Origin of the sequence: Shewanella sp. SM87 (assembly GCF_025653705.1) — a bacterium.
Taxonomy (GTDB): domain Bacteria; phylum Pseudomonadota; class Gammaproteobacteria; order Enterobacterales; family Shewanellaceae; genus Shewanella; species Shewanella oncorhynchi.
The window spans coordinates 28429-54026 of record NZ_JAKKSC010000006.1; the positions used below are offsets into that span (position 1 = coordinate 28429).

At 43.5% G+C, this 25598-nt stretch carries 25 protein-coding genes and 1 tRNA gene; 7 read left to right on the forward strand and 19 right to left on the reverse strand.

Annotation, left to right across the window (positions count from 1 at the left end; all coding sequences use genetic code 11):
• Positions 1–44: 44 nt before the first annotated feature.
• Together L5M11_RS06365 and L5M11_RS06370 are read right to left on the reverse strand one after the other, a co-directional pair.
• Positions 45–131 (reverse strand) — tRNA-Leu (locus tag L5M11_RS06365).
• A gap of 146 nt (positions 132–277) precedes the next feature.
• Positions 278–1867: a bacteriohemerythrin gene (locus tag L5M11_RS06370; protein ID WP_263185676.1), complete on the reverse strand. Its 1590-nt coding sequence runs from the start codon at positions 1865–1867 to the stop codon at positions 278–280.
• Positions 1868–2178: 311 nt separating this feature from the next.
• Here L5M11_RS06370 and L5M11_RS06375 point away from each other — a divergent pair, with 311 nt between their 5' ends.
• Positions 2179–2310: a DUF3149 domain-containing protein gene (locus L5M11_RS06375; RefSeq protein WP_105251481.1), complete on the forward strand. Its 132-nt coding sequence runs from the start codon at positions 2179–2181 to the stop codon at positions 2308–2310.
• A 142-nt stretch (positions 2311–2452) separates the two neighbouring features.
• On the opposite strand, the gene L5M11_RS06380 is transcribed toward L5M11_RS06375, so the two are convergent.
• Positions 2453–3064: a superinfection exclusion B family protein gene (locus L5M11_RS06380; RefSeq protein WP_105251480.1), complete on the reverse strand. Its 612-nt coding sequence runs from the start codon at positions 3062–3064 to the stop codon at positions 2453–2455.
• 168 nt (positions 3065–3232) lie between these two features.
• Between L5M11_RS06380 and L5M11_RS06385 the strand changes: the two genes are divergently transcribed.
• A complete protein-coding gene (locus tag L5M11_RS06385) occupies positions 3233–4858 on the forward strand; it encodes an ATP-binding protein (protein ID WP_263185675.1) in 1626 nt (541 codons plus the stop codon).
• A gap of 86 nt (positions 4859–4944) precedes the next feature.
• On the opposite strand, the gene tcdA is transcribed toward L5M11_RS06385, so the two are convergent.
• Positions 4945–5754, reverse strand: a complete 810-nt coding sequence (gene tcdA, locus L5M11_RS06390; RefSeq protein WP_113941536.1) for a tRNA cyclic N6-threonylcarbamoyladenosine(37) synthase TcdA — start codon at positions 5752–5754, stop codon at positions 4945–4947.
• A gap of 425 nt (positions 5755–6179) precedes the next feature.
• On the opposite strand from tcdA, the gene L5M11_RS06395 reads away from it, so the two are divergent.
• Positions 6180–7244, forward strand: coding sequence for a porin (locus tag L5M11_RS06395; protein ID WP_113941534.1), 1065 nt, complete (start codon positions 6180–6182; stop codon positions 7242–7244).
• Between the two features lie 435 nt (positions 7245–7679).
• Positions 7680–8738, forward strand: coding sequence for a porin (locus L5M11_RS06400; protein ID WP_105251476.1), 1059 nt, complete (start codon positions 7680–7682; stop codon positions 8736–8738).
• 166 nt (positions 8739–8904) lie between these two features.
• On the opposite strand, the gene parC is transcribed toward L5M11_RS06400, so the two are convergent.
• From parC to nudF, 7 genes are read right to left on the reverse strand one after another with little or no spacing between them, the layout of a single operon-like run.
• Positions 8905–11181 (reverse strand): DNA topoisomerase IV subunit A, encoded by a 2277-nt coding sequence (parC, locus tag L5M11_RS06405; RefSeq protein WP_198573784.1) that lies wholly within the window; start codon positions 11179–11181, stop codon positions 8905–8907.
• Complete coding sequence (locus tag L5M11_RS06410) at positions 11174–12346, reverse strand: PQQ-dependent sugar dehydrogenase (protein WP_105251474.1); 1173 nt, start codon at positions 12344–12346, stop codon at positions 11174–11176. Before L5M11_RS06410 ends, parC begins: the two co-directional genes overlap by 8 nt.
• Before the next feature lie 52 nt (positions 12347–12398).
• Positions 12399–14285: a DNA topoisomerase IV subunit B gene (gene parE, locus L5M11_RS06415; RefSeq protein WP_263181661.1), complete on the reverse strand. Its 1887-nt coding sequence runs from the start codon at positions 14283–14285 to the stop codon at positions 12399–12401.
• 56 nt (positions 14286–14341) lie between these two features.
• Complete coding sequence (locus L5M11_RS06420; protein WP_263185673.1) at positions 14342–14917, reverse strand: YqiA/YcfP family alpha/beta fold hydrolase; 576 nt, start codon at positions 14915–14917, stop codon at positions 14342–14344.
• A 26-nt stretch (positions 14918–14943) separates the two neighbouring features.
• A complete protein-coding gene (gene cpdA / locus L5M11_RS06425; protein ID WP_263191672.1) occupies positions 14944–15783 on the reverse strand; it encodes a 3',5'-cyclic-AMP phosphodiesterase in 840 nt (279 codons plus the stop codon).
• A 15-nt stretch (positions 15784–15798) separates the two neighbouring features.
• Positions 15799–16239, reverse strand: coding sequence for a DUF1249 domain-containing protein (locus L5M11_RS06430; RefSeq protein ID WP_263191674.1), 441 nt, complete (start codon positions 16237–16239; stop codon positions 15799–15801).
• Between the two features lie 6 nt (positions 16240–16245).
• Complete coding sequence (gene nudF / locus L5M11_RS06435; RefSeq protein WP_263191675.1) at positions 16246–16848, reverse strand: ADP-ribose diphosphatase; 603 nt, start codon at positions 16846–16848, stop codon at positions 16246–16248.
• A gap of 244 nt (positions 16849–17092) precedes the next feature.
• Here nudF and tolC point away from each other — a divergent pair, with 244 nt between their 5' ends.
• A complete protein-coding gene (gene tolC / locus L5M11_RS06440; protein WP_105251469.1) occupies positions 17093–18400 on the forward strand; it encodes an outer membrane channel protein TolC in 1308 nt (435 codons plus the stop codon).
• 76 nt (positions 18401–18476) lie between these two features.
• Here the strand turns inward: tolC and L5M11_RS06445 are convergent, their stop codons facing one another.
• From L5M11_RS06445 to L5M11_RS06455, 3 genes are read right to left on the reverse strand one after another with little or no spacing between them, the layout of a single operon-like run.
• Positions 18477–19214, reverse strand: a complete 738-nt coding sequence (locus L5M11_RS06445; protein ID WP_028761742.1) for a TIGR04219 family outer membrane beta-barrel protein — start codon at positions 19212–19214, stop codon at positions 18477–18479.
• A gap of 2 nt (positions 19215–19216) precedes the next feature.
• Positions 19217–20185: a DUF2333 family protein gene (locus L5M11_RS06450; protein WP_105251468.1), complete on the reverse strand. Its 969-nt coding sequence runs from the start codon at positions 20183–20185 to the stop codon at positions 19217–19219.
• Between the two features lie 11 nt (positions 20186–20196).
• Positions 20197–20679 (reverse strand): copper chaperone PCu(A)C, encoded by a 483-nt coding sequence (locus tag L5M11_RS06455; RefSeq protein WP_028761867.1) that lies wholly within the window; start codon positions 20677–20679, stop codon positions 20197–20199.
• 33 nt (positions 20680–20712) lie between these two features.
• Between L5M11_RS06455 and L5M11_RS06460 the strand changes: the two genes are divergently transcribed.
• Complete coding sequence (locus L5M11_RS06460) at positions 20713–21450, forward strand: enoyl-CoA hydratase (protein WP_263146715.1); 738 nt, start codon at positions 20713–20715, stop codon at positions 21448–21450.
• Positions 21451–21580: 130 nt separating this feature from the next.
• Here the strand turns inward: L5M11_RS06460 and L5M11_RS06465 are convergent, their stop codons facing one another.
• From L5M11_RS06465 to dusA, 3 genes are all read right to left on the reverse strand, one after another.
• On the reverse strand, positions 21581–21781 hold the full coding sequence (locus tag L5M11_RS06465; protein ID WP_263185670.1) for a PspC domain-containing protein: 201 nt from the start codon (positions 21779–21781) through the stop codon (positions 21581–21583).
• A gap of 151 nt (positions 21782–21932) precedes the next feature.
• A complete protein-coding gene (locus L5M11_RS06470; protein ID WP_263164672.1) occupies positions 21933–22223 on the reverse strand; it encodes a hypothetical protein in 291 nt (96 codons plus the stop codon).
• 210 nt (positions 22224–22433) lie between these two features.
• Positions 22434–23453, reverse strand: a complete 1020-nt coding sequence (dusA, locus tag L5M11_RS06475; RefSeq protein WP_263191676.1) for a tRNA dihydrouridine(20/20a) synthase DusA — start codon at positions 23451–23453, stop codon at positions 22434–22436.
• 121 nt (positions 23454–23574) lie between these two features.
• Here dusA and L5M11_RS06480 point away from each other — a divergent pair, with 121 nt between their 5' ends.
• Positions 23575–24642 carry a tyrosine-type recombinase/integrase gene (locus tag L5M11_RS06480; protein ID WP_263191678.1) on the forward strand — a complete coding sequence of 356 codons (1068 nt, stop codon included), beginning with the start codon at positions 23575–23577 and terminating at the stop codon, positions 24640–24642.
• Between the two features lie 44 nt (positions 24643–24686).
• On the opposite strand, the gene L5M11_RS06485 is transcribed toward L5M11_RS06480, so the two are convergent.
• Positions 24687–25337: a hypothetical protein gene (locus L5M11_RS06485; RefSeq protein WP_263191679.1), complete on the reverse strand. Its 651-nt coding sequence runs from the start codon at positions 25335–25337 to the stop codon at positions 24687–24689.
• Between the two features lie 34 nt (positions 25338–25371).
• Positions 25372–25584, reverse strand: coding sequence for a hypothetical protein (locus tag L5M11_RS06490; protein ID WP_263191680.1), 213 nt, complete (start codon positions 25582–25584; stop codon positions 25372–25374).
• Positions 25585–25598 lie beyond the last annotated feature (14 nt).

The following is a 25598-nucleotide window of genomic DNA, read 5'->3' on the forward strand; positions in this document are numbered from 1 at the left end:
AAAACCGACTCTAGGTCGGTTTTAGTTCCTTCATCTGAAGGATTTGGTACCAGTGGCCAGACTCGAACTGGCACGCTTTTAAGGGCGGGGGATTTTGAATCCCCTGTGTCTACCGATTTCACCACACTGGCATATCAAATATGCACTTAGAAGCAATCAAAACAACTGGCTGTCTCTAAGTGCTGGGAATTATACCTTTGCTTATGACAATGGCAAGTCTTTTGCCGCGACTTTAATACAAATTGCATTTAACCGCTCAAAAATCATGCTCTTGGGGTTATTCTGCGCCATGGGATAATAAAAAAACGGTATATTCTTTATCACTTTTTTGAATATGGTTTACCAACCAAGCTTTCAAGAAAGCCATTAATTCGTCGGCAACATCTTCACCTCTAACAACTCGCTTTTGAAAATCAAGTACTTGCCCAACTAACTTGCCGTGTTTTTCCTTGTGACTGTCAGTTTGAGGATAACCAAAACGCGCAAAGAGTTCCTCTTCATAGGCAAAGTGATTGGCCGTGTAATCCACTAACCCTTGCACGATACGTTTGATGGCTTCGAGTCCATACTCTTCATTTAATGTGCGGTGTAATTCATTGATCAATGAGACTAAGCGCTGATGTTGACGATTGATCTCAGGCATTCCTATGTCTAACTCAGGCCCCCATTTCACAAAGAGTTTATTTTGCGCCTGACTCGAATTAAAAAATGCCGCATTCACATGGAATCGATGCAGCAAGGAGCCTATTTCCTGCGACATGTTATACACTTTCAAACTCGATAAGTTAGTGTTGTTGGTGTGGGAGGCATTACTCAGGGCTAGCTCAGCCATCACACTGATATTTTTATTAATTTCCTCTGCTACTGTATGTTGTTGTCCCGATGCCGTGGCGATTTGGTGGGACATATCGGTAATGGTCTCCACCTGAGCGACAATCTGCCCGAGTGCACTGTGAGCTTGATCAACCATATCAGCCGTTTCGTCGGCAATCGCCACGTTTTTCAACATGACTTCAACACCATGTTGTGCGCCTTTTTGTAATGCGGCGATTTGCTGCTGGATCTCAACCGTTGCTTCGGATGTTCGTTTAGCAAGATTACGCACTTCATCGGCAACTACAGCAAAACCGCGGCCATGTTCACCCGCTCTCGCACTTTCAATGGCAGCATTTAAGGCGAGTAAATTGGTCTGTTCGGCCACCTGCGAAATGGTTTCAATAATGCTACTGATATTGTTGCTGTCGGCGGCCAAGTGCTCGATCACGGTTCGAGTATCATGGATCTGTTGCGACATAGCGCCAATTTTAGTGACTATGCCATTCATGATTTGATCGCCGCGCTTAGCAGAACTTTGTGCAATATCAGCTGCCTGCGCAGCACTCACCGCATTTTGCGATACGGCTTGTACGCTTGAAACCATCTGCGTCATTGCACTGGCTGCCAGTTCAGTTTGATGCTCTTGCTCTAACACGCCTTGCTTTGCCTGTTCACTGATAACCTTGATATCCGAGGCGACTTTTTTCATCCCTTCACAGGTATCAGATAAAGACAAAATCGTACGGCTGACATCCTCACCCATGCGATTAATGTTATGTACTACCTTAATGAACACACCCGCATCTTTCTCTTCCAATTGATAACTCAAATCTCCCTCGCCTAAGTGGTGTGCTGCACGCTCAAGTTGTCTCAAATTACGAATTAATTTATTGATGTTGAACATTAAAATGGCGGCGAGCGCGCTTAAACACAAAATGGCAACAAAGTGCCCTGTGATCACCAAACAATAGAGGGGATAAATCAGCAACAATAGTGGCGCAAAGATAGAATTATATCCCATTGAATCCTTGTGACTTTTTTTAGAATCCATTTTTTACTCCTTTAAAAAACTGATATCGCGCCTTCATATAAAAACAAGAACGAATAAATGGAATAGCGCGTTAACTGAATATCGATCGAGTTGAATAGGTTAATCCTAGACGCTAACGGAAGAAGAAACAAAGCTAAATTATTTGAACTCGTCGCTGTTAAGCATACTCTTAAATTTGACCAAGATCACAGAGTTAACTAAGGGTTATGACTTTGTATTCCTATGTCGATTTTTTATTGATCGAGATCAGTATTTTAGCTATCGAATACCGCTAATTTAGCGAGGACTTCACAGGAAAGAGGATTTCAGTCATGGCATTTTGGTTAGATCTAATGTTTGGTAACCCCATAGGCTTACTTTCAATGATCGTTATCTTTAGCACAATAGGGATAGTGTCTTATATCACTTGGATGTTCATTGTGAAGTCGGCACCGAAACCATAGTTTTTGCTCCAGTTGTTCTTCATGTTTCTTGTATAAATGCAAAATCTAGGGGGTCCTATCACCCCCATTTTTTTGTTGTCTCGCATGTTAAAAATGCTAACTAAAACATAGCTAGCACTCATCCGAGTGAGGTAGAACACGCCTATGCTGCGTGTTTTCTGTTTTGTACTAATCCATTCAAAAATTGCGGACGCGCCTTAATCAACGACTGCATTTCTTCTTGGCTCGGCTCACCGGCTGGCAAACGCAGCACATCACGGTTGAGGTACATACGCGCTTTCATGGCAATCTTATAGTCAGCGGTCGGTCCCTGAATTGCATAATGGCGCTCATTACCGAGCTTCTCTAAGATACAGGCATTCACTAAACTTTTTACAGCGGGTTCATTTTGCGGCAGAGTCAAAATCGTGGCGCCTTGAAGAAAGAATTCCCTCACTAAAGCTCGCTCAGCGGGATCAAGTAGATTCACTTTAGCTTCAATCGTCTCAATAACACGCTTATCACTTAAATGACGGATAGACTCATCTAAGCCTAAGTTAATTAATTGACTCAAAAAATAAGCGATAGAAACGATTAGACCTAATCCAACAAACTGTGCATGTTCTGGCACAAATTTATCGAGCGCCAGCACTGCCAGCACATTAGGGGGAATAAGAAGTAAGACAGAACAACTCACCATAAGCCACAGCATGACTCTAAACATCATTTTCTTCGGGCTAAAAAACTTAACTGAATCCAGCTTGAGTTTAAACATAGTGCTATCCCAGTGACAAAAAATTGAACTTATCGGCTAATAAGCAAATTTAATGCCACAAATGAAGACATATTTCGTTGATTTTATCTGCGAGAAAATGCACTTTCTGGATCTGTAGGTCTATGCTTATAAGCATCTCAAGCCGCTATTGCATAAAGAAAATTTAAGATGCTGACATTCTTTAGCCAACTTATCAAAAGCCCCATAGGCAGGCACCTTACCCTGTCTATTGTACTTTTTAGTTCTGTTATCACCTTAATCACCACTGCATATCAGTTGATCAGTGATTATCGCAATGATGTAGTGCGTATCGATAGAGTATTTTCCAACATGGAAAAGGTGAACTTAGATGTACTCGCCGCCAGTATTTGGGTTATTGACGAGCGGCTCATTAACACTCAGCTCAATGGGCTAATTCAGCTGCCCGATATTAACTATATTTCGATTAAAGATGACAGCGGCCAAGCATGGAATGCAGGCGAGCAGAAACAAGAACACTCCTTAGATAAAACCTTTCCTTTAGTCTATAAATCACCGACTGAAAACATCAATGTCGGCACACTCGAAATACAAGTCGATGTCGATGCTATCTATCAACGCTTGTATGATAAGGCCATTATCATTCTGCTTTCTAATGGCATTAAAACCTTCTTAGTGGCTGGGTTTATTCTATTTTTAGTGTGGTTCAACATTACTAAACACTTAGATAAACTCAGCCAATACTGCAAAAATATCGACATAGACCATGAATACGAGCCACTACAATTTGACCGTCATGAAAAAATTGATGAATTCAAACAAGTCGCCGATTCCATCAATAGCATGCAAGTACAACTTAGAAGCTCATTTAGCGCCTTAAAGAATTCTAAGACGGAACTGCAAATAGCCTTAGAAGATAGAGAGCGGCTACTCAAGCTCGAACGTAGCTATAAAGAAGAGCTCGCAAGGCAAGTAAAAGAAAGAACACTAGAGTTAGAACAATCCCTTAGCGCACTAAAACGAGCACAACAGGTTTTAGTTGAGCAAGAAAAAATGGCTGCCTTGGGTGGACTCGTGTCAGGGGTTGCACATGAGATAAACACCCCAATTGGCATTTGTTTGACGGCGGCAAGTGCGCAGCTCAGCCATATTGAAGAACTGATCGACCTGATCCACAGCGATCAAGCCACATTAGATGAGATAAATGAAATACTTAATGAGTACCAAGAAAGCTGTGAACTCATTGTCCGTAATATCACTAAAGCCAGTAGTTTAATTCAAAAATTTAAAACGATCGCCATCGATCGCAGTCACGAAGAACACCAATGCTGTAATCTAAACCAGCAGCTACATGAAATCCTAGAGTCGACATTAATTATGCATCCCAATGTTAACGCCTCAACGGAGATCAACGTGGAGCCTACACTCAATATCAAAACCAATATCAGTTTGTTAAATCAAATTGTTAGTAATATTCTCTCGAACGCCTTTACCCATGCATTCCAAGGACATGAAGACAATCTTATCCACATTAGTGCGACTTTGGATGAAGAATCAATTCAAATCAGCATTCAAAATAATGGCTTAGCCATTCCAGCCGATGTTGCTGAGCACATGTTCGAACCCTTCTTTACTACAAATCGTAATAAAGGTGGTACTGGCTTAGGATTATCAGCGGCCTTTAATGCCGCAACACTGTTGAAAGGCACTATGAGTTATTGCGCAGACTCAAAACTAGGCGGCCCACAATTTGATATTAAATTTCCATACACTCAATGTGAACCAGTCAATAATCAACAAGATTTTTATATCTAGGTATAACCTAATGAAATTACATAATATTGAAGGGGCATCACCGCCCTTGAAAGCGGTGATATCTTGACTGAATCTAGGTTAAGAGTTTAAACCGCCTCTTGAGCCTGCTGTGCCAATCGCGCTAATACGCGACTTGCCGCCACAAAACCAAATGTCCCAGTGACCATAGTTACAGCCCCAAAACCAGAAGCACAATCCATCCTCATGCTGCCATCAGCCGCCGCTTTAGTACCGCACACTGAGCCATCGGCTTGGGGATACACTAACTGCTCACTGGAAAAAACAGCATCGATAGCAAACCGGCGTTGCAGGTTTTTAGAGAAGTTATACTCGCGGCGCAAAATATTACGCACTTTGGCTAGCAAAGGATCTTGGTAGGTTTTAGCGAGATCAGTTAACTGAATTTGCGTCGGATCTGTCTGTCCACCCGCACCGCCCACTGTCACTATCTTAATTTTTTGACGTTTACACCAAGCAATTAACGCAGCCTTCTGCTTAACGGCATCAATACAATCAATAACATAATCAATATTGCCCCCCTCTTTAGCCCCGAGCAAATACTCGCCTAGATTATCCAATGTAATAAAATCTTCAATTTCATTCACTTGGCAATCAGGATTAATTTCACGGATCCGCTGCGCCATCACAGCGACTTTAGAGCTGCCGATAGTGGAACTGAGCGCGTGAATTTGACGGTTAGTGTTAGTGACACAGATATCGTCTAAATCCATCAAGCTTATCTGTCCGATGCCGCTTCGCGCTAAGGCCTCTGCCGCCCAAGTACCTACGCCACCAATACCAATCACCACCACGTGGGATGTGGCAAATTTAGCCAGAGCCTTTTGTCCATACAAACGGCCAATTCCGCCAAATCGATTTAGATAGGCCTCAGTCATAAATACTTACCTTATATTACTCAATAACAGCAGGAGCGCTTGCCCTAGCATCGAATGGATGCCAACAGGGCAGCTTAATAGCAACACCAGAAATGTGCCGTGGATTCTAAACGATATCGACATAAACCGAAATCAGATCCTCAGCCACCAAACACTAGATGCAAAGGGATACGAATACTAAATGAGTGTAATAAAAGCAAAGGCCCATCATTTACCACCGAGTCATTTGGTAATCGACTTAATAAAAACATGTATTTCACTTGTAAAACAATATGTTGAATAAGCCATCCTTTATATGAAACTTGATCAAGATCACACTTTATCATTTCAAGTCTGTGCAGACTTTGCCGCATAAAAGCTCAACAGCATGCATAGATACTGAAGTTATCAATGCATATAACAGCGATAAGCACAGGAAAATGAAGATGAAAAAGAATCTACTGACGACGGCTATTATTTCTAGCCTCACACTCTATTCATTCACAGCACTCGCCGATGGCCCTGAATTCTATGGTCATGCTGATCTTGCCATTACCAATTCAGACACAGGTTATGCAACTCAAAACCAAAAGGAGGGCACTGTTCTTGAAAACAACTTCTCTTGGTTAGGCGTAAAAGGTTCTGAAGCTGTAAGCCCTTACTTTGACATCATTTATCAAATGGAATTTGGTGTCGAAAACTTTGATAACTCAAATAAAACCTTCAATGCCCGTAATACATTCCTAGGTATCAGAAGTGCCGCAGGTACGGCTTTAGTGGGTCGTAACGATACCGTATTTAAAGCAGCTGAAGGTAGCTTCGATCTTTTCGGTAATACCAATGCTGATATCGACTTACTGGTTGCAGGCCAAACACGCTCCGCCGATGGCATTTCTTACTATTCACCTAAAATTGCCGATCTCGTGACGCTTAATGCCACTTATCTGATGAGTGATAACTATGACCAAGTGGATAGCAATGGCAACGACGTGTATAGCAAAGATCAAATGTATGCTCTGAGCGCCACCTTAGGGGATAAAGCCTTTAAAGCACAAAACTACTATGTCGCTGCCGCCTATAGTGATGGTATTGATAATGTTGAAGCCTACCGTGGTGTGGCCCAAGCTAAATTCGGTGACGTAATCTTAGGTGCCTTATATCAACACAGTGAGCATGTAGATGATAAGTTTGCCAATCTCTCAGGCGATACCTATTTTGTCAACGCAGCCTACTTAATTGGCGACTTAAAACTAAAGATGATGTACGGCAAAGATGACTCAGGTCTAGGCAAGTACGTGAGCCGTTATGTTGGTGACCAAGACAACAGTGGCCTAGAACAGGTCCGTGATGTTGACCTGCAACAGTTCAGTGTGGGCGCAGATTACCGCCTGAGCACTAAGACTATGGTCTATGGTCACTACACGCGCTTCGATGGTGATCTTATGTTGGCCGATGTAAAGCAAGACCTGAATGACAACATCTTTACTGTCGGTTTACGCGTTGATTTTTAAATAGATTAATCAACTAACCCCAAGGTTATTTATTGATAAAAAAGCGGCTTCGGCCGCTTTTTCTGCTTAGATATCGCCCCCAAACACAAATCTATAACCAATATGACAGACTTGCTACAGCATTAGTATATGCTACAGTTACCCTCGCCGACGCACTATCTAAGGCAATCCGCCTTACCTACCACTTAAGTAGTAAGTGAAAAATAGAGTTTTACCCCTTTCAGGTAAATTTGCAGTCAAGATATAAGGAAAGATCCCAGAAATGGCCCGAATATAGGCAAGGAGAGCCAAAAACATGATCTGCGCCACAGCCTGCGAGTCGTAAAACTGTAAAAATCGGCGGCAACTTTGTTACCGACTCAGGTAGCAAATGCGTTAAACCACACAAAAACCATGAAAAATGGATAAGAACTTAGGTTCGAGGGAGCACAAAACATGAAAAAGACATTCATCTCTGCATCAGTTGCATCAGTATTGGCATTGGCTTCATTCGGTGCGCTAGCCGAAGGCCCAAGCTTCTATGGTCGTTTAGAGCTTGCTCTAACCCATACTGACACAGGTGCCACTCTACAATCAGGTACTAACGGCTTAGAAGCAAACTATGCCGATGAGAATAACGCAGGTACTTATTTAGAAAACAACTTCTCTCTATTAGGTGTTAAAGGTTCAGAAAAAATCGCTGATGGCTTTGACGTTATCTACCAAATGGAATTCCAAGTTGAAAACACTTCTGGTGCAGGTGATGTTTTCAAAGCACGTAACACTTTCTTAGGTTTAAAAACTAACGCTGGTACTGTGTTAGTGGGTCGTAATGACTCAGTATTCAAACAAGCCGAAGGTGCTGTGGATATTTTCGGTAACACTAACGCCGATATCGACCGTTTAGTCAGTGCCCAAACTCGTACTGCCGATGGTGCTTGGTACTATTCACCAAAAATTGCAGGCTTAGTGACATTAAACGCTAACTATCAATTTGATGATAACGACACTACAGCTAAGACTTCTGAAAGCCTATATGCATTAAGCGCAACTCTAGGTGACAGCAAGTTTAAAGAGCAGAATTACTATGCTGCAGTAGCCTATAACAAAGGCATCGCGGGTGTTGATGCATACCGTTTAGTTGGCCAAGCAAAATTCGGTCAATTCAAAGTTGGTGGTTTATTCCAAAACTCTGAAGATGTTGTGAACAATGACATCGAAGGTAACACTTACTTTGTTAACGTTTCTTATGATCTGAACGGTGTAAACCTGAAGGCTGAATACGGCATTGATGAAGCTGGTTTAGGTGGCGCTTACACTAAACTGGGCGGCGTAAAAGGTGCTGATGACATCAATTTCCAAAACTTCAACATTGGTGCTGATTATCGCTTAGCGAAATCAACTATGATCTATGGTCAATACGCTATGTACCGTGGTGATTTTACTGTTGCTAATGCTAAAACAGATCTACAAGATGACAACGTATTCTCTGTAGGCGTACGTTACGACTTCTAATCTCTTACCTAAGAGATAATAAAAACCTATTGTAGTAATACAGTAGGTTTTTTTATGGCTCAAATCTAATCCAAAAGCGCCAAAAATAAAAAACCACCTAAGCCAAACTAAGGTGGTTTTAGTTAACCCATTTAATTCTTTACAGCATTGAAACCATTACAAAGCATTAGATGCTCGCTAAAGCATCACCGCCGTCACCTAATTCAACGCTATCGACACGTTGTAATCCTCTAGGCAATTTTGCACCACGACGACCACGTTCACCTCGATAATGCTCAAGATCGCTTGGCTTCAGTGTGAGTTTGCGCTTACCTGCCCACAAGGTAACCGGCGTATCACTCGGCACTAATTGTAAATGCGTCATAAGTTCATCGCGATTCTTGGCCCTTTCGGTTGGTATGCCAATAATTTTATTACCTTTACCCTTGGATAATTGCGGTAACGCTTCTAGCGAAAACAGTAACATCCGCCCTTCGTTTGTAATCGCTAGCAGTGACATTTCTTTAGTGCGGTCGATCAACTTAGGCGTTAATGATTTAGCGTTTGTTGGTAGACTCAGCAAGGCTTTACCCGCCTTATTGCGCGACACCATATCGTTGTATGAACAAATAAAACCGTAACCCGCATCCGTTGCTAACAAGTAACATTGGTCTTCTTCACCCATCAACACATGCTGCATGGTTTCGCCAGGAGCCATATTGAAGCGAGTCGTAATAGGCTCACCTTGGCTACGGGCCGATGGCAGAGTATGGCTATCCGTCGCAAAAGCCCGCCCAGACGAATCAATAAACACTGCGGCCTGATTGCTACGTCCCATCGCGCTACATAGATATTGGTCGCCAGACTTATAGGAGAGCGACAAAGGATCGATATCGTGGCCCTTAGCACAACGCACCCAACCTTTTTCAGATAAGACAACAGTCACGGCTTCTGTCGGCGTTAACTCTTGTTCAGTTAATGCTTTGGACTCATTACGCAATACGATTGGCGAGCGACGATTATCGCCATAGGTTTCGGCATCTTGAATTAATTCTTTCTTGATCAACGTCTTCAAGCGACGCTCTGAGCCCAATAACTGCTCCAGTTTTTCGCGTTCGGCTTCAAGCTCATTTTGTTCGGCCGTGATCTTAAATTCTTCTAACTTAGCTAAATGCCGTAACTTTAACTCGAGGATCGATTCGGCTTGTTTATCACTGAGTGAAAAACGGGCCATCAACTCAGCTTTAGGATCATCGTGAAAACGAATAATCTCGATCACTTCATCAATGTTGAGGAAAGCGATCATTAGGGCTTCGAGTATATGTAACCGCGATACCACCTTGTCTAAACGATATTCTAAACGACGTTTAACCGTATCAACGCGGAACTCTAACCACTCAGTTAATAAGGTTTTCAACCCTTTAACTCGCGGACGCCCATCGAGACCCAGCACATTTAAGTTAACTCTAAAGCTCTTTTCTAAATCTGTGGTGGCAAACAAATGCGCCATCAGTTGATCGCAATCGACGCGATTGGAGCGAGGCACCACCACAAGACGCACTGGGTTTTCATGATCCGACTCATCGCGTAAGTCGGCCACCATAGGCAATTTCTTCGCCTGCATTTGACCGGCGATTTGCTCTAAGATTTTACCGCTACTGGCTTGATGCGGCAGCGCCGTGATGATGATTTCACCGCCATCGACAGTGTAAACCGCACGTGCTCTTAATGACCCACGGCCCGACTCATAAATTTTTGCAATATCGGCAGACGGGGTAATAATCTCGGCTTCAGTTGGATAATCAGGACCTGGTACAAAGGCCATCAATTGCTCGAGTTCAAGCTTAGGATCATCGAGCAATGCTACGCAGGCGGAGACTAATTCTCTCACGTTATGCGGCGGAATATCCGTCGCCATACCTACGGCAATACCAGTAATACCATTGAGTAAGATATGCGGTAAACGTGCAGGCAGTACTTTAGGTTCCTTCAAAGTACCGTCGAAGTTAGCACCCCACTCGACCGTACCTTGTCCCAGTTCACTGAGTAACACTTCAGAGAATTTAGAGAGACGTGCTTCGGTATAACGCATAGCCGCAAATGACTTAGGATCATCGGGGGCACCCCAGTTACCTTGGCCATCGACTAACGGGTAGCGATATGAAAATGGCTGCGCCATCAATACCATAGCCTCATAACAGGCACTATCGCCGTGAGGATGGTATTTACCTAATACGTCACCAACCGTACGAGCCGACTTTTTATGCTTAGATTGAGCCGATAAACCTAACTCACTCATCGCATAGATAATTCGACGCTGTACCGGTTTAAGTCCATCACCAATGTGTGGCAGGGCTCGGTCCATAATGACGTACATGGAATAGTTCAGATAAGCCTCTTCGGTAAAGCGCCGCAATGGCATTTGCTCTACCCCATCGAGACTTAACTTGATAGCGTCACTCATTTTCTTCTAGTTCCTGTGTTTCTTCAGTACTATCGCCCTTATAAAACAAGCGATACACGTTACCTTTTAAATCATCAGAGATGTACATAGCACCATCGGATGCCGATAACAGCGCAAAGGGTCGAGCAACGGGAAATTCACCGTCAAGGAAACTAACAACCGTTTCACGACTCACCACTTTTTGATCTTCAATCTTCAACATCACCACTTGATAGCCAACTTTACTCGAACGATTCCACGAGCCATTTTCGGCGACAAACAACTGATTATGGTAAATATCGGGAAATTGACTGCCGCGATAAAATGCAAGTCCCGTGGGTGCAACATGGGCTGGCAATTCATACATTGGCAGAGTGATTTTTAAATTTTTCGGTTTTTCATAGGCGGGTTCGACAACACTACTGGCATGTAAATAAGGGAAGCCATAATGACTCCCTATCACATCGATGCGGTTAATCTCATCGGGTGGCAAGTTGTCCCCCATCCAATCACGGCCTTGATCGGCAAACCATAATTTTTTGTCTATTGGCGACCAATCAAATCCACTTGCATCACGCACACCAGCCGCAATCTGCTCACTCGCGCCTGTATCGACATTGATCGCTATGATACTACTGTAAGGCACTGGCGCTTCACAGACGTTACAGGGCGCACCAATAGACACATATAAACGGCCATCTGGGCCAAAATTAATTGCCCGAGAACTTTTCTTCTCTGAGTAAGGCAAGTCACTGTAAATCTCTTTGGGTCGACTCGGGCGGCGCAATCTTTGCTCAATATCAACAAAGCGCACGATTTGATTTTCAGTGGCGACAAACAAGTCACCATTGTGGAATGCAATCGCATCGGGTGATTCAAGCCCTTTGGCTATCACATAGCGCTTATCGACACGACCATCTTGATTACTATCAACGAGAGCATGGATAGTGCCGCTCTTATTGGAACCGACAAATAAAGTGCCATTAGCCCCCATCGCCATCTGCTTAGCATCGCCAATATCCGAGGCATAAAGCGATAAACCAAACCCCTTAGCAACGGTAATCATGATCGATTGGGAACCCGCAAAGGCGCTATTGCAGAGCAATAACGTCACACTCGCTAAGAGCGTAAAACCGGCAGAAAACACCTTTAAGCAATTATAATTATTAGTTTTAATATACAACATTGTAATTTTCTTTATGCCTATGTTTTATTGTTATCGGCAATAGTGCACAACATTAAAGTAAAGCCATGTCACCCTTATCTTCAAGCCAGTTTTTACGGTCCGGCGAACGCTTCTTAGCGAGCAACATATCCATCAAAGCATCCGTTTCTTCGATGTCATCTATCGTCAACTGTACTAAACGACGGGTGTTTGGATCCATCGTTGTTTCACGAAGTTGTAAAGGATTCATCTCACCCAAGCCCTTAAAGCGGGTGACTTGTACCTTACCCTTTTTATTCTCAGCGGCAATACGGTCTAAAATACCCGCTCTTTCTGCCTCATCTAAGGCGTAATAAACCTCTTTGCCGATATCAATACGGAACAACGGCGGCATAGCAATATACACATGACCCTGCTCAACTAAGATACGGTAATGCTTCAAAAATAGCGCGCATAACAAGGTAGCAATGTGCAGTCCGTCTGAGTCGGCATCCGCAAGGATACAAATCTTGCCATAACGTAATTCAGAGATATCACTACTATCGGGATCGCAACCAATCGCGACCGAAATATCATGGACTTCCTGTGAAGCTAACACCTGTGAAGCATCGACTTCCCAGGTATTCAAGATTTTGCCACGCAGCGGCATGATGGCTTGAAACTCACGATCGCGGGCCTGTTTAGCACTACCACCCGCAGAATCCCCTTCCACGAGGAATAACTCTCCGCGCATCGGATCTTGGCCACTACAGTCTGTCAGCTTACCCGGCAGTGCAGGTCCCGAAGTCACCTTTTTGCGGGCCACTTTTTTGGCAGCCTTTAAACGACTCTGGGCATTATTAATGCACATTTCGGCTAAGGATTCAGCTAACTCGGTATTTGAGTTCAACCAGAGTGAGAATGCGTCACGCACAACGCCAGACACAAAAGCAGCACATTGGCGACTAGAAAGCTTTTCTTTTGTTTGACCAGCGAATTGCGGTTCTTGCATCTTCACCGACAATATAAACGCGGCGCGATCCCAGATATCTTCGGGTGAAAGTTTAATGCCACGGGGAATTAAATTTCTGAACTCACAGAATTCCCGCATCGATTCCAATAAACCTTGGCGGAAACCATTCACATGGGTACCACCGAGCGGAGTCGGAATTAAGTTAACATAACTCTCGCCAATAGATTCTCCGCCTTCAGGCAACCAAGTAATGGCCCAATCTGCGGCTTCTAGTTGGCCTTTAAAGCAACCCACAAACGGCTCTTCTGGCAATCTTAAATTGTCACCGATAGCCGCCTTTAAATAATCAGTTAGGCCGCTTTCATAGAACCATTCATGGACTTCGTTTGTCTGTTTATTGGTGAATTTAATCCGTAAACCTGGACACAGTACCGCTTTAGCCCGCAGCAGATAAATCAGTTTTGAATTTGAGAAGTTAGCCGAATCAAAATAGCCCGCATCGGGCCAAAAATGCACTCTAGTCCCCGTATTACGTCGACCACAGGTCCCTGTTGGGCGTAAATCTTCAACCTTAAATCCATTTTCAAAAGCGATGTCATACACTTGGCCATCACGGCGAACCGTGACTTCGACACGGCGCGACAAAGCGTTAACCACCGAGATACCAACACCGTGTAAACCACCGGAGAACTGATAGTTTTTATTCGAAAATTTACCGCCAGCATGCAATTTGGTCAGAATTAACTCAACCCCAGGAATGCCTTCTTCTGGGTGGATATCCACTGGCATACCACGGCCATCATCAGTGACTTCGAGGGAGTTATCTGTATGTAGAACAACTTCAATTTTTGTCGCGTGACCTGCCAATGCCTCATCGACACTGTTATCTATGACCTCTTGGCCCAAATGGTTCGGTCTGGAGGTGTCGGTATACATACCTGGACGGCGTTTAACAGGATCGAGTCCGTTGAGAACTTCAATGGCGTCAGAGGTGTATTGATTTGTCATAGGGCACGCTATAGGTTGTTATATCCGGCCATGTTGCGGCTCGGCATGTCAGTTTGTCAAGGTAAGTGTAAAAATTGGCTTACAGTTTGCAGATGCGACTCATAACCAACAAAGCTGTGATCACCACCCGCTTCAACTCGCAATTGACAGTGATGATACTTATTGACCGCTTCGCGATAATCCAGCACATCATCACCTGTCTGCAATAATACCAAAAAACGATCCGGATTGCGGATCACAGCCGTATTAAATTCAGCGACTTCAGACTTATGCTCAGGTAAGACAAGATAATGCTGTTCAGTGTAAGGATTGAATTGCGGCCCCATAAACTCATCGAACAACTCAAAGGGTTTTACCGCAGGATTAACTAACACCGCTTTGCCACCATAGGTTTCGGCTAAATAGCTGGCGAAATACCCGCCTAAAGATGAGCCTATATAAGCTAATGGCTCTTTGGCATCAATCGCCGCCTCAACATAAGCGGTTAAGAGCACCATCGCAGCCTTAGGCGTATTAGGCAATTGGGGCTGATGGAAGGCCACACTAGGGTGATGCTGCGCCATGTACTTAGCCGTCGTCACAGCTTTATCTGAAAATGGAGAGCTATTAAAACCGTGAATATAAAGCAGCATATTTCCTCAGGCTGCGGCTATTCGCGTTAATAACCGCTAGAGTTGTTGTCGGGGGAAAAATGGTTACCCGGTACGCGATACACTTTAGTGTTGATGCTACCATCGGCTTTCAACTCCAGCAAACGATAACCCGGTTGAACGCCATCCAAGGCAAAATAAGGCGATAACGGCTTAAATTGAATACAAGTGGAAGGTGTCGCCATCAACTGCAACGTGCCATGGGGCCCATTATGATGGGTATCAATACATTGGTGCACATGTCCCCAGAGCAATCCTTTGACCTGCGGATACTTTGCCACTCGCGCGATAAACTCGGCGCCATTGTCCATGCTGTGCTGATCCAGCCAAGTACAATTCACAACGATGGGATTGTGATGCATCACCAGTAAAGTATGGCATTCAGGATGTGCGGCAATGGCTTCATCAATTAATTCGAACTGAGTCTCGGCCATATTGCCGCCAGGCTTTCCCCGCACGGTTGAATCTAACATGAGGATTTGCCAGTTTCCCGCCAGAATACGCTGCTGCCCAAAAATCTGTTCACCCTGCATGTGCAGATACATGATCCGTGGATCGTCATGATTTCCAGGAAGATAATGGCAAGGTAAGCCAACGGGGGTGACTGCTTTCACAAATTGCTGATAGGACTCAGCCGAATAGTCTTGACTCAAATCGCCCGTGGCGAGCATCAAGTGAGCAGGATAGTCCACAGCTCTAATCGTATTTAATACGGCAGCAAAACTTTTGCTAGTATTAACTCCTAATAGCTGAGCTTCAGGATCGGCAAAAAGATGCGGATCTGTGACTTGCACGATACGCACGCTTTCCCCTTCAGCTATGGAGTAAGAGACAGCCTCTTTCAGCACATTGAATACCCAATTCTAAGACTGGCACACGACACTGTGTTGGTAACCAATCTTTAATAACTCTCCCAGGAATGCATTCACCTGGTACTTTTCATCACTTTGATACATGCGTACATTGGGATAATCATACACTGGGCGTAATTGGTAAATCTGTTGGCCAGTTAACACTTCTGCTAATTTAGCATCGTGATAAATTCTCATTAACACCTTGGGAGTATTGATAAACTCCTTGATTTCGATGGGACGAGATATCTCAACTAGCTGAGTATATTTGGTATTTTCTAAAATTCGTACTACTAATATACCAAACTCACCTTCGAGTCGCCATGACTCACCGATAGCTATCTCTAACGGTAACCATTTCAACATGTAACCATAATTACGCCCGCACAGTGCTAAAAAATCACTGACGTTGGGTTTATAGCGCCGTTTTAGACTCGAAGTAGCCAAATTCATCCCAACTTAAACCAGTTGCTGATAGTTCAATTGTAACCATTGTAATCCAATAACGGTCGACGCATTATCGATCTCACCCGCAACCACTCGCTCATAAGCTTGCTCGCGGCTCATGACATGCAATCGAATATCTTCGTGCTCTTCAGCTAATCCATGCAATCCACGGGCGTTGTTTGAATCGACATCAGCCCAATAGAAATAGAAACGTTCTGTACTACCACCTGGACTCGCTAAATAGCTATTTACACTGTGTATTTGCTTAGCCATTAAGCCAGTTTCTTCCATTAATTCTCGGTGTGCAACATCCAGAGGCGTTTCTGCGGGCGCAATCATACCCGCGACTAACTCAAGAAGCCAAGGAGATTTAGTGGTTGCTAATGCAGGAAAGCGTACCTGTTCAATGAGTACGACTTTATCTTGCTTGGCATCATAGGGAAGGACGACCACAGCATGACCCCGTTCAAACACTTCGCGAGTGACAGGCTTACTCCAGCCACCAGCGAATAATTTATGCTTGAAAGTGTATTCATCCATTGAGAAAAACCCTTGATAAAGGGATTTTTTTCCTAAGATCTCAATATCCGTTTGCGAAAAAACAGGGGGTTTCATACTCTATCCTTAAAAGTTAAATTTGCGCCTACAATCAAGGCAATTTGAGCACATTTTTAAAATAAAATCTGTTACACTTCGAATTTGACTTGAAAGTGTCAGAGTTCTTAGACTCTAGGTCATTAAGTTTTAGCTGTATCGGGAAGCGTCGGGAAGCGCAAACCGCCTTGGTAAAGGCATTACTTAGTCTAAACGAAGTTAAAATATTCCTCCGTGGGGGGATTTTGTCTAATAAGGACAGCAAATGAAATTTAAGATCCATAATTTATGCGCAGCATTAACACTTGCGGCTTCCGCTTCAGCGGTGCAAGCAGATGATTTGTTGCAAATTTATCAGCAAGCACTGACCAGCGACCCGCTCGTATTGCAAGCCCAAGCCCAGCGTAATGGTTTGTTTGAGAAAATCGAGCAAAACCGCGCTCCGCTGTTGCCAACCATTAGTGCAAACGTCGGTTATGACAAAGCTTGGAATGATCCGAAGGATGATGCAAGTGGTCTAGTAGGTAGCCTGAAATTAAATCAAGTCATCTATGATCACAGTGCTTGGGTTGGTTTAAGTCTTGCTGAGAAAGCCGCTTCTCAAGCTGATTCCGCTTATGCTTCAGCATTACAAAACTTGATTACTCGTATCACTAAAGCCTATTTCGATGTATTAACGGCGAAAGACAACTACGAGTTCCAAGGTGCAGAAAAACGCGCAATCGAGCGTCAACTTGAACAAACTAAACAACGTTTCGCAGTGGGTTTAACCGCGATTACTGATGTGCATGAAGCTCAAGCGCAATATGACTTAGCCTCAGCCACTGAAATTTTAGCCGAAAACACGCTCGCCAATAGTTATGAAGCCTTACGTGAAATCACCGGCATCGATCACAAGACGATTAATGTGTTAGATACCAACCGTTTCTCAGCCGTTACGCCAGCGCCAACGTCATCTAGCGAATGGTTAAAAATTGCTGAAACCAATAGTGTTGATTTAATGACTCAACGTATTGGTAAAGATATTGCCCAAGAGACCATTAAGCTTTATCAAGCAGGCCACATGCCGTCTTTAAGCTTAAATGCCGGTTACAACAAAGGTCTTGAGCAAAAAATGGGGAATCTCAACGAACCTGATTTTGATAATGTCAGCGTTGGTGTCAACTTAAGCATTCCGATTTTCGAAGGTTTTAAAGTCAGCTCACAAGTTAATGAAGCACAATTCCAGTATGTTGAAGCAAGTGAAAAGCTTGAGCAAATTTACCGTGGTGTAGTGAAAAACGTTCGTAATAACTACAACAACGTAGGTGCTTCTATCAGCTCAATCAAAGCTTATGAGCAATCGGTTATTTCATCAGAAAGTGCCCTAAAAGCCACTCAAGCGGGTTTCGAAGTGGGTACTCGTACTATCGTTGATGTTTTGAACCGTACCCGTGACTTGTACGACTCAAAACGTAAATTATCCGATGCGCGCTATAGCTACATCAACTCAGTAGTTGCACTAAAGCAAGCTGCGGGTACATTGAATGAAGATGATGTTATCGCCATCAATAATGGCTTGATTGCACAGTAACAACGCTCTCAGTCATTAAATATAAAAAAACCGCCATTTGGCGGTTTTTTATGCTTAGAAGTTAAAATCAACAAAATTAGAAGTTGATTTCAACACCCGCAAAATAACCTTTAAATTTAGTATCAGCACTCACACCCGAGAAATTACTCACATCGAATAAAAATTCACGGTAGCCTACACGTACCCGTGTATCGACGGCCAAACCATCAAATTGCCAACCTAAACCAATAGCATAGTCGTGCACGCTTGACTCATTAACGCCCTGCATCAAATCAGCAAAACCGTACAAGCCTAAGCCAGGCATACCTACATGCGTACTGGCGTAACCCATCACAATACCGCTATCGACATCTTTCTCTTCAGGATGGCCAGGGTCTTGAACACGCAGTGAACCATTCATTAACTTGTATGCTGCACCAAGGTCCAATGACACTATGTCGTTGTCCAATATTTCGTAATACAGCACGAAGTCTGTGTTACTCAAATCAGTATAAGCAGTCACATTACCTTTAAAATCATGACCATTGAAGTTGAAATCAGCACCAGACATGCTGCCTTTCTGATCTAGGCTATTTTCACGGATTTTAATGTTAGGGACAAATGGCAATGGGTGCTCAACTGCAATCCAATAACTGCCTTGAGCAGATGAACTGTAATCAAATGTTTGTTGTGGTTGACCTTTATCAGCAAAAGTACCGCTAGTATCGGCGCGCCAGTAATCACCACCAATCGTAAAACCAACCACAGTTGCCGCTTGGGCAGATGAGGCCATACAGAATCCTAATACCGCACTGGCGAGGAGAGTTTTTTTCATAATTAACCTTGAGATAGCAAGTTCGTTAAATCAATCACCGCGGCATTCGCACGCGACACATAGTTAGCCATAACCAATGAATGATTAGCGACTAAGCCAAAACCGCTGCCATTAAGTACAACAGGGCTCCAGACAGTTTGCTGAGTCGCTTCCAGTTCACGAATGATCTGTCTTAGGCTTACTTCAGCATTTTTCTTCTTCAATACGTCAGCAAAGTCAACTTCAACTGCGCGCATAAAGTTCAACAACGCCCATGAAGCACCACGGCTCTCATAGAAGACATCATCAATTTTCCACCAACTGGTTTTTACCTGATGGCTGGTCAAATTTGGGGTTGATTGACGCGCCGAATTGTCACCAGCTAGATCTGTATTTAAGCGCTCTTGGCCAACGCTGGCAGATAAACGCTGCGACATACTGCCCAGACGTTTCTGCACTTCTTTCAACCATTCATTAAGGTTGTCAGCACGGGCATAAAACTGTGCATCTTGATTATTAGGGTCCATCATGCGGGCACGATAAAGCTTCAGCAATTTGATTGCATCGCGATATTCGCTTTCGGCACTGGGTACTAACCAGCTAGTGTGGTCAATATTGAGCTTAGATTGGGCTTCGCCTAAATCTTTGTCCGCCGCAGATTGTGACTGTGAGCGGCTAAACTCTTTACGCATAATCAAGGCTAAATCACGGGCTTGCTCCAAAGCACCATATTCAAATGCGGGCATGTTATCCATGAAGATGGAAGGTGGCATCACATCGTTTGATAACCAACCACCTTGCTTATCGAGTAAATTTTCGACAGTGAGGATTAGCGATGTAGTGGTAGCGTACCCAACAATATTCTTATTGGATGCTGTTAATTGTTGAGGGCTAATCGGATCCGGTTCGATACTCCACCATACACTCACGCCATAACCGATTAATACTAAAAATAAACCGACCCCGGTAACTTTTTTCCATGTAATTTGCATCAAGCGACTCCTTAATGATGGTGATGATGCTCTTGCTCTGCGGCGTTTTCTGCTGCTTTACTAACAGGCAGGGTAATTGCCATTTTCTCGCCACCGTCAAACTCTAATTGCAGTTCAACTTGTTGCTCTAACACCAATGGCGCTTTTAAGCCAAGCAACATGACGTGATCCCCTGACGGCGTTAACGTTAATGTGCCATGGGAGGGGATGTCAAAACCTTCAACATGGCGCATCTTCACCATGCCTTGGTCTTCGATAATCGTGTGTAATTGGGCATCCTTTGCCACAGTCGTACTGACACCGATAAGACGAATCGCTTTATCTGTGTGGTTTTCAAGCGTAAAGTAAGCGGCAGTATTTGGTACTGTCTCAGGCATGGCGCGTATATGACCTTCAGTCATGACTACGTTCGCCAACGCTGAAAATGATGCACAAGATAAAACTAGACAATTAAACAGCTGTTTGAATATTGGTTTCAATGTCTTAAACTCCATGTCTACCCAATGTCGTCGTAAAGGAAACAACCCATGAGTCATATACAGGTTCAGGATGATCAGGGCGTGCGTATTATTAGCTTTAATCGCCCTGATAAACGCAATGCACTTGATCTTAATATGTATAAACAACTGACAGAATACCTGATCGAAGGTGAAGCAGACAACGACATTCGTGCCTTTATGCTCCATGGCCAAGATAATTGTTTCACCTCAGGCAATGATGTTGCTGACTTTTTGAAAAATAGTGACTTAGGGCCAAATCATCCCGCAGTACGTTTCTTATTTTGTCTGCTCGAACTCAAAAAACCTCTGGTGGCTGCTGTTTCTGGTGCCGCCGTCGGTATAGGTACAACCGTACTGCTACATTGCGATCTGGTATACGCTGACAACACGGCGAAATTTCAACTTCCCTTCGTCAACTTGGCTCTCGTGCCGGAAGCGGGGGCTAGCCTACTCTTACCAGAACTCATTGGTTATCAAAAAGCGGCTGAGTTACTGCTACTTGGTGAAAGTTTTAATGCCGAGACGGCCCATAGACTCAATATGATCAACGAAATTGTGGCCCATGAAGATTTACTCAGTTATGCATTATCTCAGGCAAAAAAATTGGCCAATCAACCGCCACAAGCACTACAAATCACACGTCAATTAATGCGTCCGCATAAAAATCGTGTACAGCACCAAATGCACCAAGAACTTGAACAATTTAGCGCTAGGCTAAAAAGTGAAGAAGCCAAAAGCAGATTTCAGGCTTTTTTGAAAAAGTAGCCTGCAAGGCAGTATGCACATACATGTCGCATGAGGGTCAAAGTGCCCTCTTGTTGATAGGTTTAATTGCAACATTTTAAATCAAAACAAGCCACTTATTAGCTCATAAACGCCAGCCATCACTGCATGATTAGGCTGGTTTTTTCCATTGATCAACTAACAATGCTAAAACAAAGTAAATTAGCAAACTCACACCCGGCATAAATACAATTGCACCAGCCCACACCGCACGAGTCCAAAAACAAGACCAACCAAATTTCCACGCCATGCCTGCAGCAACACCACACACTAATCGCTCTGGACTCTCCATACGCACTTTTAATCGTTTCATCTAAAACCTCGGCTCAGTTGATCGCTAACTTATTTATCATTAACACTATGCCACTGAAACCAGCAAATAATGCCTGAAAACAACGCAAGACTAATTACAGGTAACAGTAGCAATGTCATCAAAGGTGCTACAAACCACATAAGCAGATCCTTTACTTAGCGCTATATTCATCGGCACCTGCCGATTCACCTTTATTTTCAGCGTTTAAGCTAAGTTGACTGTTGAAGTCATACATACTTTCAGCCAGTTGTGTTTGCAATGACATCACAAATTCACGCTTTACACTGACGAACAATTCTTGTGTCTGCACAGTTAATGTTTGCTCAATAGTTCCCACAACATCTGATATTGGTGCGGCTTCTGCGTGTGCTGCAACGCTACCGACTAACGCGCCTAATAACACACTCATTTGTACTGATTTTTTAATGGTTAACATAAACATGATGGCATCCCTTTCGATTAATTAACTTGACGAAGGGACTATTACAAACTGCGTGCCAACTTATAATAATATTTTTAACAGCATGATTCTAATCACTTTAAAGCATTTTAAGTGAACAGGATGAGATATAGGAATGAATTAGGAAATAACAAGTGGTGAAAAATACTACTCAAACTAGTAAATTTCACCATCTTTTAAGTTGATTAGAAATTACTCAGCGACTTCAGCCTGAATATTCTGAAAAGCCTGTTTTACCACTTCTATCCCAGCGCCGTTTTTATGGGCATTTTCACTCAAATAACGACGCCAAGCACGGGCACCTGGTAAACCTTGGAATAACCCGATCATATGGCGAGTAATATGATTAAGTCGCCCACCCGACTGCAAATGTGCTTCGATATAAGGCAACATAGCCTCAATCACAGCCTCGCGGCTGATCACTGCTTTTTGACTGCCACACAATATTTGATCCACCTGCGCCAGAATATAAGGATTCTGATAAGCCTCGCGCCCCATCATTACTCCATCGAGCTGTACTAAATGAACTTGTGCTTGCTCGAGAGTTGTTACACCGCCATTAATACCAATATTAAGAGCAGGATAATCACGCTTAAGTTGATACACACGCTCATAATCGAGCGGCGGGATCTCGCGATTCTCTTTTGGGCTTAACCCTTGAAGCCACGCCTTACGCGCATGGATAGTAAAATCCGTACACCCTTTTGCACTAACCACATCAATAAACTGGGTTAAAAACGCATAACTATCTTGCTCATCAATTCCGATACGCGTTTTCACAGTCACAGGAATATCAACGACTTGTTTCATGGCGTCAACACACTCAGCCACTAACTCAGGTTCCGCCATCAAACACGCGCCAAAGCGACCATTCTGCACTCGATCGGAAGGACAACCCACATTGAGATTAACTTCATCGTAGCCTCGCTCAGCAGCGAGTTTAGCGCAACGAGCCAAATCTAAGGGATTAGAGCCACCTAACTGTAGTGCCAAAGGATGCTCTTCTTGGTTATAGGCCAAGTAGTCACCGCGACCATGCAGTATCGCCCCTGTTGTCACCATCTCCGTATACAACAAAGCATTAGCCGACATCAAACGTGCAAAATAACGATAATGACGGTCCGTCCAATCCAACATGGGCGCAATGGAAAAGGTTCTATCGAGGGTTTTAGGCGCTAAACCTTGGTGTTGCTGGGTTTTATCTAAATTCATTACAATCCGAAAAGTTAATGTTTTTGCTAGTTTTTGTACGTTTTTGCATGTTTTGCATTGCTCGGGGAACCTATAGTGATCCACAATGGATTGGACTGAGGGGTTCGGGGAACCAAAAAACATGGCATCTTATAGCATTCAAAAACGTGAAAAAGCTGACGGTACTGTGCGGCATCGCTGCCTAGTTCGTGTAAAGAAAAACGGCAAAATATTATACACGGAGCAACGTACCTTTACCAAATATGCCGCTGCCGAGGCATGGGGTAAAGATCGGGTGATTGATATTGAGTCAAACGGGTTTGCTACTGAGGATACGGCTCCTGTTACATTGGGCAGCATCATCAGCAAAGCCCTGACAGATGAAAACATCGACAGCAGCATTGGTCGTTCGAAACGCTTTTGTTTACGGCTTTTATCGGATTGCGATATTGCTAAATTGAATCTGACTGATATTAAGCCGCACCACATCATCGAACACTGTAAATTGCGGCGCAGTGCAGGCACAGGGCCATCTACCATTGCAGTTGATGTAAGCGTGATCCGATGGCTGCTACGAATCGCTAAATCAAACTTTGGGCATGAGGTTTCACAAATTTCGGTTATTGAGGCTTACGATGCGCTGTATAGCCAAGACTTGATCGCTAAATCGGGGAAGCGTTCGCGCAGACCGACTACGGATGAGATTGAGAGGTTAAAAGTTGGATTAGCTGCAAGAGCAGATCAACGGGCTGCACACATCCCTTATATTGATTTGCTGGATTTCTCGATACTGAGTTGCATGCGTATTGGTGAAGTGTGCCGGATAACATGGGACGATGTAGATGAGGCACAAAAGGCCGTGATCGTTCGTGACCGTAAGGACCCGCGCAAAAAAGCGGGGAATCACATGTTGGTGCCTATGCTAGGTGGGGCGTGGGAGATACTGCAAAAGCAGCCGAGGAATGATGCGCGGGTTTTCCCCTACAACGAGCGCAGCGTTACTGCAGGATTTCAGCGGGTGCGTAACGAATTGGGCATTGAAGATTTACGCTATCACGATCTAAGGCGTGAAGGTGCTAGCCGGCTATTTGAGAAGGGTTATAGCATTGATGAAGTGGCGCAGGTGACAGGCCATAGGAATATAAATACTCTGTGGCAAGTGTATACAGAGCTATTCCCGAAGCGGTTGCATGATAAGGATGTTAGTTAATAAATAAAGTCATGATTGGATGCTAATTTTGAGCATCCATTCATTTATTTAATAGCGTCATTTACATTTTTATATGTAAACATTAAGACAGTTCTTTCGAAAAAAGACATATCTAGTATGCATAATGCCGCATTGATATTTTTTAATGCTTCTTGATAACGTTCTTTCATGTGTGAATCAAATTCTACTAACAGACCTGACAACTCCCACTCAATAGATGTATCTGATTCTCCCCTGATTTTTATTTGCAATGTTTGGCGAGACTCGATAAGCGTTATTAGCTGATTATTTATTGCATCAATACCTGACAGATTTCCCCATAAATATTCAACTTCAAAATTAGTAAATTTACTGTTGGAAAAAATTAAATCAGCAGCAGAATCTTTAAATCTAAATAAAGGGTTTTTAGTAAAAGTCCCTCTTTCTTTCATTCCTTCAATTTCATTGTTTAATATACCCACGTTACTCTCACACATGAGTTTATTGCTTTCCAAGGATGAACGAATAACACTTCTAACCATGCTATCTTTCTCTCTTTTACTAAACCATGATGATATGTAATTGATAAGCAAGGTAACAGCGCCAGCAGAAATTGCACCAATTAATGCGCCTGATACTACAGGTATCATTTCTGGGGTATTTAGAAAGGATATTGTTGAGATTGATAGGTCTGAAATATTACTAAGCAAGGTCAATTTTTAGTCCATTAAAATTAAATTTTTAGATAGTCTAAACCTCTATCTCAACAAATGGCAAGTCGGGTGCTGTGCCTAGCACCCTGCCGTCTTGTACGTAGATGTGATCACCAATCGTTCCTGAGCCAATGGCGCGGATAGTGTGGCCGCTGGCACTGCTGGCGGTGACAGTGCCATCGGCGTTTACGGCGGAAACTGTCATGATCATCCGTGGCAATACTAACGCTGTTTGAAGTTGTTTAAGCATGGTGCCTCGCTGGC